An 11932-nucleotide genomic window follows, 5' to 3' on the forward strand; every position below is an offset into this window, starting at 1 on the left:
CCTGCTCGACGGCACCGGGACCACCGAGTCCGCCGCCGAGGTGAAGATCCTGGGCACCATCCAGTCCACCATCGGCGCACAGCCGGGCGTCATCGCCGCGGCCCGCGGCATGTCGCACTTCGGTGAGCACGCGCTCGGCTGGGTCGCGATCGCGGGCATCGGCGCCGCGCTCGACCGGCCCCGCCGCCGCCAGTGGGCCGGCGTCGCGGTCGGCGCGGTCGGCGCGCACGCGGCCTCCATCGTCATCAAGCGGGTGGTCCGGCGTCCCCGGCCGAACGATCCGAGCGTGGCCGTCAACGTGTCGACGCCGAGCAAGCTCAGCTTCCCGTCGTCGCACGCCACGTCCACGACGGCCGCCGCGGTCCTCCTCGGCCGGCTGACCGGGCTACCCTTGCCCGCGGTGCTGGTGCCCCCGATGCTGCTCTCGCGGCTCGTGCTGGGTGTCCACTACCCGACTGATGTGCTTGCCGGATCCGCCTTGGGCGCAGCCTCGGCCGCAGTGGTGCTGCGTGCCGAACGGAAGTTTGGAGAGAAATGAGCGAGCACCCGACCGAGGTCGCCGGTCCGCCGAAGTCGCTGCCTGCCGGGATCGTCAAGGCACTGCGCCCGCGCCAGTGGGTGAAGAACGTCCTGGTGCTGGCCGCGCCGCTCGCCGCAGGCTCGGTGACCGAGGTCGACGTGCTGCTGCCGGTGGCGCTGGCCTTCGTCGTGTTCTGCATGGCCGCGTCCGGCATCTACCTGGTCAACGACGCGATGGACGTCGAGGCCGACCGGGCGCACCCGACCAAGCGCTTCCGTCCGATCGCCGCGGGCGTGCTGCCGGTCAACATGGCCTACGGAATGGCCGTCGTCCTGCTCGGCGGTTCGATCCTGCTGTCGTTCGCCGCGAACTGGCAGCTCGCGGTCGTGATGGCGGTGTACATCGGCATCCAGCTCGCCTACTGCTTCGGCCTCAAGCACCAGGCCGTCCTCGACATCTGCATCGTCTCGTCCGGCTTCCTGCTGCGGGCGATCGCCGGTGGCGTGGCGGCCGAGATCCCGCTGTCGCAGTGGTTCCTGCTGATCATGGCGTTCGGTTCGCTGTTCATGGCGGCGGGCAAGCGCTACGCGGAACTGCAGCTCGCCGAGCGCACCGGGGCGAAGATCCGCAAGTCGCTCGAGTACTACACCGCCACCTACCTGCGGTTCGTCTGGACGCTCTCGGCGACCGCGGTGGTGATCTGCTACGGACTGTGGGCCTTCGAGCGGGACCAGGTCAACAACACCAACTGGTTTGCGATCTCGATGGTCCCGTTCACGATCGCGATCCTGCGTTACGCGGTCGATGTCGACGGTGGCGAGGCGGGGGAGCCGGAAGAGATCGCGCTCGGCGATCGGGTGCTCCAATTCCTCGCGATTGCCTGGATTGGAGCGGTGGGTGTCGCTGTCTATATCGTCTGACAGGCCCCGCGTGGAGAACACCGACAGCACCGAGCGGGCCGGCTCCGCCATGCGGTTGCCCGCATGGCTGCCCCGCTCGGTGTTCCTCGGTGGGATCGCGCTGACCGCTGCCCTTTTCGTCTGGGGTGGCTGGGAGCGCCGCTGGATCGCCGATGACGGGCTCATCGTGCTGCGCACGGTCCGCAACCTGCTCGCGGGCAACGGTCCGGTGTTCAACGCGGGGGAGCGGGTCGAGGCCAACACCAGCACCATCTGGACCTACCTGGTGTACGCGTTCAGCTGGCTGACGCAGGCCCGCCTCGAGTACGTGGTGCTCGGCATCGCGCTCGCCCTCTCCGGTGGCGCCATCGTGCTCGGCATGCTCGGAACGGGTGCCCTCTGGCGCGGGCTGGGCCGCCGGTCGGCCGCGACGCTGCTGCTGCCCGCGGGCGCGCTGGCCTACATCGCGGTGCCGCCCGCCCGCGACTATGCGACCTCCGGGCTGGAGTCCTGCCTGGTCATCTTCTGGATCGCCCTGCTGTGGCTGCTGCTGGTGTGCTGGAGTCTGCGCCCGCCGACCACTGCCTCGGTGCTGATCCTCGCCTTCGTCGCGGGTCTCGGACCGCTGGTCCGGCCCGAGATGGTCATCCTCGCCGGCCTCGCCCTGCTGATGATCTTCCTTGCTCCCGGCACCTGGCGGCTGCGCGCGGCGATCGTCGCGGTCGCGGGTGCGGTCCCGGTGGGCTACCAGATCTGGCGGATGGGCTACTACGGCCTGCCCTATCCCAACACGGCGGTCGCCAAGGACGCGGGCGGCGCCAAGTGGGGCCAGGGCTTCACCTACCTGTGGAACCTCGTCGGGCCCTACTGGCTGTGGCTGCCCCTGCTCGTGCTGGCCGTCGCGGTCCTGGTGACCCGGCCCTGGTCGGGTGCGGGTGCCGCCTCCGGCACCGAGGGCGGCTCCGCCGCCGTGAACACGGGCGGCTCCGCCGTCGCGCGGTTGCAGTCGCGGCTGCGCACCCCCGGCGCAGTGGTCGCGGTCATCCTGGTCACCGGGCTGCTGCTGATGATCTACTCGCTGCGGGTCGGCGGCGACTTCATGCACGGCCGGGTGCTGCTGCCCGTGCTGTTCTGCTTCATGCTCCCCATCGCCGTGCTGCCGGTCCATATCCCGGCCCGCGAGGACTGGGGCCGGACCCGATCCACCGCGCTGTTCGCGGTCGGTGCCGGCGCCTGGCTGGTCACCGTGATCTGGGCGATCTCGGTGTCGAACTCGTCGGGCATGCCGAACGGCACCGTGGTCGGCAAGTCCGGGATCGTCGACGAGCGGAACTTCTACGCCCTCAACACCGGTCACGCGCATCCGATCCGGGCCGAGGACTACCTGGACTACCCGCGCATGCGCGCGATGGTCGAGGCGATCGCCAACACCCCGGACGGCGGCCTGCTGCTGCCCGCCGCGGCCTTCACCTACTGGGACGTGGTGCCGCCGCCGGAGCCGATCCCCGAGGGTGGCGCCGGGCACACGGTCTACTTCCTCAACCTGGGCATGACGAGCATGAACGTCGGCCTCGACGTGAAGGTGATCGACCAGATGGGCCTGGCCTACCCGTTGGCCGCGCACACCAAGCGGCTCGACGACGGTCGGATCGGCCACGACAAGGCCCTCTACCCGGACTGGGTGGTGGCCGACACCGGCATGGTCGACATCCATCCCTGGCTGCCCTGGTACATGGACGAGGACTGGGTGGCCGACGCCAAGGTCGCGCTCACCTGCCCCGAGACCCAGGAGGTGCTGGCCTCGAGTCGGGGCGAGCTCACCCGCCCACTTTTCATCCGCAATATCAAGCGCGCCTTCGACTACGCCAAGTACCGTTTCGACCGGGTTCCGGCGTACGAGATCCAGCGGTGCGACCTGGTGCCGCCTCCGCCGGTGGAACCCAGGTGAGCGGGTGCCGGGCAGGCCTCGCTTCCCTGGTCGTGCGAACTTGTCTCATTCGTGTAACGATGGCCCGTAACGGGCCGATATAGATGTCATGTGTGCCTCGGGGACACTGTCGAGGCACCGTTTGTCAGTGCTCGTTGTGTGACATACGCTCCACCGAGCGCAGTGTGATCTTGATCAGTTCCACTGTCGCTGCCACATGTGTGGGGGCGGCAGAGCATGGCTTCCCGCCGGATCGTCGGGCCGCTTCGGCGGGCACCGCAGAGAAGAAAGAGAGCAGTATTCATGCGTATTGGCAGACCGGGGTTTTCTGAGCGCCTCAAGCAGCGCGCCCTCGGCCTCACAGCAGCCGCGCTCGTCCTGCCGATGGCCGCTGGTATTGCCGGCACCGCCGTCGCAGGCGCCGCCCCGGTCGCGCACCGCGCGCCCGCGGGAGGTTTCGAAGAGGTCTTCGTGCCCTCTGCGATGGGCCCGATCAAGGTCCAGATCCAGTGGGCGGCCCGTGGTGGCAACGCCGCGCTGTACCTGCTGGACGGGCTGCGTGCGCGCAACGACCGCAACGCATGGACCTTCGAGACGAACGCGCTCGACCAGTTCCGCAACGACAACGTCACCCTGGTGATGCCCGTCGGTGGCGAGTCCAGCTTCTACACCGACTGGATGTCGCCGTCGAACTTCAACGGGCAGAAGGGCACCTACAAGTGGGAGACCTTCCTCACCCAGGAGTTGCCGGCCTACCTCGAGACCCGTGGCGTCTCGCGTAGCAACAACGGCGTGCTCGGCCTGTCGATGGGTGGCTCCGCCGCCCTGACCCTGGCCGCACACCACCGCGACCAGTTCAAGTTCGCCGGCTCGCTGTCGGGCTACCTGAACATCTCCGCGCCGGGCATGCGTGAGGCGATCCGCGTCGCGATGCTCGATGCCGGCCGCTACAACGTGGACGCCATGTGGGGCCCGCCGTGGAACAAGCAGTGGCTGCGCAACGACCCGTTCGTGTTCGCCCCGCAGCTCAAGGGCCTGTCGATGTACGTCTCGGCGGCCAGCGGCCTGCCGGGTGCGCATGACAACCCGCGCGCGCCGATCGACTACTTCAACACGGCGAACGGCATGGCGCTCGAGGCGCTCTCCCTTGCCAACACCCGCGCGTTCCAGGTCCGCCTCGGCACCCTCGGTATCCCGGCCACCTACAGCTTCCCGGCCAGGGGCACCCACGCGTGGAAGTACTGGGAGTCCGAGCTCTGGAATGCGCGGCCGCAGATCCTGTCCGCGCTCAACGCCTGATCGACCGGCTTCCAGGTCGCGGCGTAAACCGATGATGCCGCCCCTCGTGCCGATCAGGCAGCGTGGGGCGGCATCGCCGTTTTCCGGTCCGGACCAGCGCCGCGACCAAGGGGTTCTTACCCCGCAGAAGTAACAATTGCACCACCCGTCACAGCGCGTCACCCCCTGGCGCAGGCTCCCTGCGTGTAAAAAGAGCACGAGTGTAGGTGTCGTTCGAACGACATCGGCAAGGGCCGGGGGGACGGTCGAGGTCCGGATCTTCCGGGCCGACGCCACAGCACTGGGGCCAAACAGCAGAAGGAGTGTCACGGTCAGATGCGAACAGCACTGAGGAATCCGGGAACGCGTCCCGGGGGGAAGGCGTCCGCACCAGGCGCCCGCGGCAGGGTCTTGCGACTGCTCGCGGCCGCGCTCGTGCTGCCGACAGCGGCGGGCCTGACCACCGCGACCGCGACCGCGTTCGCGTCGCCCGAGGCCTCCGAGACCACGACCACCACCTCCACCACGACCACTACGACGGCGCCGAAGGCGACCACGACGGCGAAGGTGCCCGCGGCCGAGACCCTCGCGCCCGTCACGACGACGAAGGATGTCGTCGCCACGACCACCGAGGCGCCCGCTCGGACCACGGTGGAGCAGACCACGACGGTCGCGCCGACCACCACGCCCGAGGCCGCGCCCGCCGCGGCCCCGAGGGCGCCGCAGGCCGCGCCGTCCGCCGCGCGCGCCGTCGCGCCGGTGCTGGCGCCCCCCGGCGTCTCCAAGGTCGAGTGGATCACCGATCGGCGCGTGGCCCTGTGGGTCGACTCCGCCGCGATGGGTGCCCCGTTCCAGGTTCAGGTCCTGCTGGCCAAGGACTGGAACTCGCGTCCCGACGCGTCGTTCCCCGCGCTGTACATGCTCGACGGTCTGCGCGCGCGCGACGACGAGAGCGGCTGGACGATCGAGACCGACGCCGCGAACTTCTACGCGGACAAGAACGTCAACGTGATCCTGCCGGTCGGCGGCGAGTCGAGCTTCTACGCCGACTGGCTCGCGCCGGACAACGGCAAGTTCTACAAGCTGGAGACCTTCCTGACGAAGGAGCTCCCGCCGGTCCTCGAGAACGGGCTGCGGACCACCACCACGCGCGGCATCATCGGCCTGTCGATGGGCGGCACCTCGGCGATGTTCCTCACCGAGCGGAACCCCGGCTTCTTCAAGTTCGCCGGCTCGTTCTCCGGCTACCTGAGCACCACCTCGCTCGGCATGCCGCAGGCGCTGCAGTACGCGATGACCGACGCCGGCGGCTACAACGTCTCGAAGATGTGGGGCCCGCCCGGCAGCCCGGCATGGGCGGCGCACGACCCGTACACCAACGCCGAGAAGCTCAGGGGCGTCAGCCTGTACGTCTCCAGCGGCAGCGGCATGACCGGTCCGTACGACCAGCCGTCCGGGATCCCCGGCGTCTCCACCAACTACGCGGGCATGGGTCTGGAGATCCTGTCCCGGCTCAGCTCGCAGAGCTTTGCCACCAAGCTGAACAAGCTCGGCATCCCCGCGCAGGTCAACTACCGCCCGTCCGGCACGCATTCCTGGCCGTACTGGCAGTTCGAGATGCACCAGGCCTGGCCGCAGGTGGCCAACGCCCTCGGCGTCGACGCCAGCGCTCCGAACTGTGGCACCGGCGGCTCCATCGCCGCGGTCGCGAACGCGAACCCGTGGCTCAGTGGCTGTGTCACCGGCGAGTACGACGTCGCGGGTGGCAAGGCGCAGGACTTCCGCAACGGCCGGATCTTCTGGTCGCCCGGCACCGGCGCGCACGTGCTGACCGGCATGATCGGCGGCTCGTACCAGGCCAACGGCGGTCCCGCCGGGCCGCTCGGACTGCCGACCACGGACGAGAACGGCACCCCGGACGGGCGCGGACGCTACAACCACTTCGAGCGCGGCTCCATCTACTGGACACCGCAGACGGGAGCGCACGCGGTCCGCGGCGCGATCAGGGACGAGTGGTCGCGTCAGGGTTGGGAGCGCGGTCCGCTCGGCTACCCGATCCTCGACGAGGTGAAGGCGCCGGGCAAGGACGGCGCGATCCAGGGCTTCGAGATCGGCGCGATGTACCACAGCCCGCCGAACGGGACCCACGCCGTCCAGGGCCTGATCATGAAGAAGTACGGCGAACTGGGCTGGGAGGGTGGCTGGCTCGGCTTCCCGAGGACCAGCGAGGTCCCGGTCAAGGACGGCGGCCGCTTCAACGAGTTCGAGAACGGCAACATCTACTGGAGTCCCCTGAGCGGGGCCTGGTCGGTGCGCAACGGCCCGATCTTCGACGCGTGGAAGAGCCAGAACTACGAGAACGGCAGGCTGGGCTTCCCGGTTGGTGACCAGCGCGACATCGCGGGTGGGATCCAGCAGGACTTCCAGGGCGGAAACATCACGGTCCGCAACGGTAAAGCGGAGATCCACAACCGTTAGCCCCCTTCGCACACGGGCCGGTGGCCGGGTGAACCCGGCGACCGGCCCGTTCGCGTCGGTAGCCTGTTCAAGGACACCCGCGTGGCCGTCGGCACGTCGCCCGCCGGGTGGGCCGCACCCGCAGATCACGAATCCGAGGACTGAACTCAATGCTTGTTTCCACTCGTAACTCCCTCGCCAGGGCGCTCACGGTCGGCGCGCTCGTGGCGGTCACCGGCGGCCTGCTCGCGGGATGTGGCAGCGACGACTCGACGGCCAGCAGCACGCCAACCCTGACCACCGGTTCCAAGTCCGCGCCCGCACCCGAGACCTCGATCGAGGTGCCCCCGTACACCACCCCGGCCGTCGCGGCGACCGCGCCCCCGGAGACGCCCGAGGCGGTCCCGAGCGGCTTCCCCGGCCCCACGGAGGCCCCCGCGCTCGACGATCGCGGCAAGGCCTACCTGGAGGCGCTGAAGAAGGGCGGCATCGCCGTCGCCGACAACGGTGACATCGCGATCGTGACCGCGAACTACATCTGTGGCGCCAAGGTCAGCGGCGCGAACAGCGAAGAGGTCACCGCCTATGTCACCGGCATGGCGGGTGCGGAGGCCAGCATCACCGGCGCGACGATGTCGCCGGAGCAGGCCGCCGATGCAGCCAAGGTGTACATCGACGCCGCCAACACCCACTACTGCAAGTAGTCGCGGATGAATGCCGCCGGACGTAAGGGCCGCAAGTCGGGGCGCGGTGTACTGCGCCTGCTCATCGTGCTCATCGTTGTGCTGCTCCTCGCGCTCGTCGCGTTGGCGGCCTGGTATCTGCTGGCCGGGCGGGTTCCCCCGCCGCCGGGTCCCGGCCCTGAGCCGGAGCGGCCGAGCGCCCAGCCGGCGAGCTGCCCGGACGTCCAGGTGGTCTCCATCCCTGGCACCTGGGAGTCGAGTGCGATCGACGACCCCTTCAACCCGGGCGCGAACCCGGCGTCGTTGATGCTCAACATCAGCAGGCCGCTGCAGGCGCAGTTCGACGGCCAGCGCGCGGAGGTGTACACCGTCCCCTACGTGGCGCAGTTCTCGAACCCGGTGGCGCTGCCGCCGGACGGTCAGACGTCGTACAACAAGAGTCGCGGCGAGGGCACCGCCCGGGCCAGCGAGGCAATGTCGGCCATGCACGCGAACTGCCCGCTCACGACCTTCGTGCTGATGGGCTTCTCGCAGGGCGCGGTCATCGCCGGTGACCTCGCCTCGGCGATCGGGGCAGGCACCGGGCCGGTGCCAGCGGACCTGGTGCTCGGCGTCGGGTTGATCGCCGACGGCAGGCGTGAGCCGGGCACGGCGCAGATCGTCGGCACGCCGGTGGCCGGTGTCGGCGCGGAGCTGTCGCTCGGTGGGCTGAAGGTGCCGGGGATGACGATGACCGGTCCCCGGCCGGGTGGTTTCGGGACGCTCGGCGATCGGGTGGTCGACATCTGCGCGCCATCGGACGGCATCTGCGACGCGCCTGCGAACGCGTTCAATCCGGTGAACTTCCTCGCGAGCCTCGCGCGGATCGGCGAGTACGTCAACAACCCGGTCCATGCCATGTACAACTCGTTCGTGGTGGACCAAAACGGCACCACGGCAACACAGTGGATGACAAACTGGGCCGCCGAGAAGGTGAGGTCCGCACCGACACCCGCTCACGAATAGTGGGAACGGTGTGATGCCGATAGAGTGGCCCACCGGCCACGTTGCCGTACCGCGCCGTCCAGTTCCCCCGTTTTGCCCAGGTTTCAGGAGAAATGATCGATGAGTTCCGCCGACGCACCCGCGCCGCGCAAGTTCCGGTTTGCCGCCGGCGGAGAGGGTAACGCCGAAGAGGGTGGCGCCCGCCGATTCGTCAAGTTGGCCCAGAAGGCCGAGGAACTCGGTTACGACAGCTTCATGATTCCCGACCACCTCGGCAACCAGGTCGGTCCGATCGCCGCGCTCGGCGCCCTCGCGGTGGCGACGGACAAGATCCGGATCGGGACCGCGGTGTTGGCCAACGGGTTCCGGCACCCGGCCGTGCTCGCCAAGGACGCGGCGACGATCGACGTGCTCTCCGGCGGACGGCTCGAGCTCGGCATCGGCGCTGGCTGGATGAAGGAAGAGTTTGACAAGGGCGGCATCACGTACGACAGCCCTGGCGTGCGCATCGCCAAGCTCGCGGAGTCCCTCGAGATCCTCGACACGCTGCTGCGCGGCCAGGAGTGCAACTTCCAGGGCGAGTACTACCAGATCAACGGGCTCAAGGGCAGCCCGCGGCCCCGGCAGGGCCCGCGCCCGCCCATCGTGGTCGGCGGCGGTGGCCCGAAGATGCTGGCGCTGGCGGCCAAGTACGCGGACATCATCTCGCTCGCCCCGCCCAGTAACAAGGACGGCAAGATGCTGCTGTCCGGCATCACGATGGAGGCGACCGCCGCGCGGGTCGAGCGCATCCGCGAGGCCGCGGGAGACCGGTTCGACGACATCGAGCTGAACTGGACGATCACCACGATCATGCCGACCGATGATCGGGAGGCCATGGCCGAGATGGCGCTGGCGGCCCTGGACAACGGGTACCCGCCGAACATCGAGGTGGACGTCAAACTCACGGTGGAGCAGATCCTGAACTCCCCGTACCTCGCATTCGGCTCCTACGAGGAGATCGCGGACCAGATCCGCAGCGTGCGGGCGCAGACCACCATGTCCTACGTGGGGATCTTCCCCACGCAGATGGAGGCATTCGCTCCAGTGATACCCCTGCTCAAGGGTGAATGAGAACGGCGCTGTCTGTAACATGCTGTTGGTTTGGGATGGGGCGCGCGCCGTTACCGATCTGAGACCTGCACGCATTGTCACCACTAGTCACTATTTGCACGATCCCACGCGGCTGCAGGGGATGAAGCTCACCGGTGTTCGTCGCGTTCACCGGGAGCTTGCCTTGGAGGAGAAGGTATGAAGAACTTCGATGACTACGTCGACGAAGACGGGCATATCCGGTTGATGCCGGGGAGCACCCTCGTCGATTACGTCGAACAGCACACCCGCGAGAACGCGGACGAGCTGGCATACCGCTATATCGACTACTCCCGCGAGCGCGACGGCGAGGTACACGAGCTCACCTGGATCCAGTTCGGTGTCCGGCTGCGTGCCGTGGCCGCCCGGCTGCAGCAGGTGACCAAGCCGGGTGACCGGGTGGCGGTGCTCGCTCCGCAGGGCCTCGACTACGTCATCTCCTTCTTCGCCGCGATGCACGCGGGCACCATCGCGGTGCCGCTGTTCGACCCGGACGAGCCGGGCCACGGCGACCGCCTGCACGCGGTGCTCGGCGACTGCCAGCCCGCCGCCATCCTGACCGCCTCCGGCTCGGCCGCGGGCGTGCGTCAGCTGTTCCGTTCGTTCCCCGCCGCTCAGCGCCCCCGCATCATCGCGGTCGACGCCATCCCGGACAGCGTGGGCGAGACCTGGGTGCACCCGAGGCCGGACCTCGACGACATCGCGTACCTGCAGTACACCTCCGGTTCGACCCGGGTGCCCGCAGGCGTGGAGATCACCCACCGGGCGGTCGGCACCAACGCGCTGCAGATGGTGGACGCGATCGGCCTGACCACCGATTCGCGCGGCGTCACCTGGCTGCCCCTTTTCCACGACATGGGCCTGCTCACGGTGATCCTGCCCGCGCTTGGTGGCAAGTACATCACCATCATGTCGCCGCGTGCGTTCGTGCAGCGGCCGTATCGCTGGATCCGGGAGCTGGCGGCCGTCGCCGACGGCGCGGGCACCTTCGCCGCCGCCCCGAACTTCGCCTTCGAGCACGCCGCCGCCCGCGGCCTGCCGAAGGAGGGCGAGTCGCTCGACCTGAGCAACGTCATCGGCCTGATCAACGGCAGTGAGCCGGTGACGACCTCGTCGATGCGCAAGTTCAACGACGCATTCGCGCCGTACGGCCTGCCCTCGACGGCCATCAAGCCGTCGTACGGGATGGCGGAGGCGACCCTGTTCGTCTCGACGACCAACCACACCGACGAGGCCAAGGTCATCTACGTCGACCGGAACGAGCTCAACGCGGGCCGGATGGTGCAGGTCGACAGGGACGCCGAGGGTGCCATCCCACAGGTCTCCTGCGGCCACGTCGCGCGTAGCCAGTGGGCCGCGATCGTCGACCCGGAGACCGGCAGCGAGGTCGCCGACGACGAGGTCGGTGAGATCTGGCTGCACGGCAACAACATGGGCAAGGGCTACTGGGGTCGCGCCGAGGAGACCGAGCAGACCTTCCACAACAAGCTGCTGTCCCGGCTGCCCGAGGGCAGCCACGCGGAGGGCGCGCCCGAGGACTCGAACTGGATGCGCACCGGCGACTACGGCGTGTACGTCGACGGCGAGCTGTACATCACCGGCCGCGTCAAGGACCTGGTGATCGTCGACGGTCGCAACCACTACCCGCAGGACATCGAGGCGACCGCACAGGAGGCGAGCGCCGCGCTGCGCCCCGGCTTCGTGGCGGCGTTCGCGGTGCCCGCGAACCAGCTCCCGAAGGAGGTGTTCGAGGCAGGCGCCGGTCTGACCTTCGACGCCGACGACGCCTCCGAGCAGCTCGTCCTTGTCGGCGAGCGGGCACCGGGCGCGGGCAAGGCCGATCCGGCCCCGATCGCCGACGCGGTGCGCGCTGCGATCTCCACCCGGCACGGCGTCACCGCCCGTGACGTGCTGCTGGTGCCTGCCGGGTCCATCCCGCGTACCTCCAGCGGCAAGATCGCCAGGCGCGCCTGCAAGGCCGCATACATCGAGGGGACGCTCCGTGGTGGTTACACGCAGACCGCGTTCCCCGATAGCGTGTAAGACAACCTCT

General features: G+C 69.0%; 9 protein-coding genes. All 9 read left to right on the forward strand.

What is annotated here, in order from left to right:
* Position 1: 1 nt before the first annotated feature.
* The 9 genes from BR31_RS0116685 (at position 2) to fadD32 (ending at position 11922) form a co-directional block, all read left to right on the forward strand.
* Positions 2-538, forward strand: coding sequence for a phosphatase PAP2 family protein (locus BR31_RS0116685; RefSeq protein ID WP_231496526.1), 537 nt, complete (start codon positions 2-4; stop codon positions 536-538).
* Positions 535-1440 carry a decaprenyl-phosphate phosphoribosyltransferase gene (locus BR31_RS0116690; RefSeq protein WP_027501970.1) on the forward strand — a complete coding sequence of 302 codons (906 nt, stop codon included), beginning with the start codon at positions 535-537 and terminating at the stop codon, positions 1438-1440. The genes BR31_RS0116685 and BR31_RS0116690 overlap by 4 nt, the downstream gene beginning before the upstream one ends.
* Positions 1418-3367, forward strand: a complete 1950-nt coding sequence (gene zomB, locus BR31_RS0116695; protein WP_027501971.1) for an arabinofuranosyltransferase AftB family protein — start codon at positions 1418-1420, stop codon at positions 3365-3367. Before BR31_RS0116690 ends, zomB begins: the two co-directional genes overlap by 23 nt.
* A gap of 282 nt (positions 3368-3649) precedes the next feature.
* Positions 3650-4645, forward strand: coding sequence for an alpha/beta hydrolase (locus BR31_RS0116700; protein ID WP_027501972.1), 996 nt, complete (start codon positions 3650-3652; stop codon positions 4643-4645).
* 315 nt (positions 4646-4960) lie between these two features.
* Positions 4961-7102 (forward strand): alpha/beta hydrolase-fold protein, encoded by a 2142-nt coding sequence (locus BR31_RS28995; protein WP_081830532.1) that lies wholly within the window; start codon positions 4961-4963, stop codon positions 7100-7102.
* A 149-nt stretch (positions 7103-7251) separates the two neighbouring features.
* The gene (locus BR31_RS0116715) at positions 7252-7785 is read left to right on the forward strand and encodes a DUF732 domain-containing protein (RefSeq protein WP_027501974.1); all 534 of its coding nucleotides are present in this window, start codon (positions 7252-7254) and stop codon (positions 7783-7785) included.
* Between the two features lie 6 nt (positions 7786-7791).
* Entirely contained in the window at positions 7792-8769 is a 978-nt protein-coding gene (locus BR31_RS0116720) for a cutinase family protein (protein WP_027501975.1), read from the forward strand.
* Positions 8770-8868: 99 nt separating this feature from the next.
* Positions 8869-9861 carry an LLM class F420-dependent oxidoreductase gene (locus BR31_RS0116725; RefSeq protein ID WP_027501976.1) on the forward strand — a complete coding sequence of 331 codons (993 nt, stop codon included), beginning with the start codon at positions 8869-8871 and terminating at the stop codon, positions 9859-9861.
* 177 nt (positions 9862-10038) lie between these two features.
* Complete coding sequence (gene fadD32, locus BR31_RS0116730; protein ID WP_027501977.1) at positions 10039-11922, forward strand: long-chain-fatty-acid--AMP ligase FadD32; 1884 nt, start codon at positions 10039-10041, stop codon at positions 11920-11922.
* Positions 11923-11932: the final 10 nt, after the last annotated feature.

This window comes from Rhodococcus sp. UNC363MFTsu5.1, from assembly GCF_000686785.1.
In the GTDB taxonomy this organism is placed as follows: Bacteria; Actinomycetota; Actinomycetes; order Mycobacteriales; family Mycobacteriaceae; genus Rhodococcus_G; species Rhodococcus_G maanshanensis.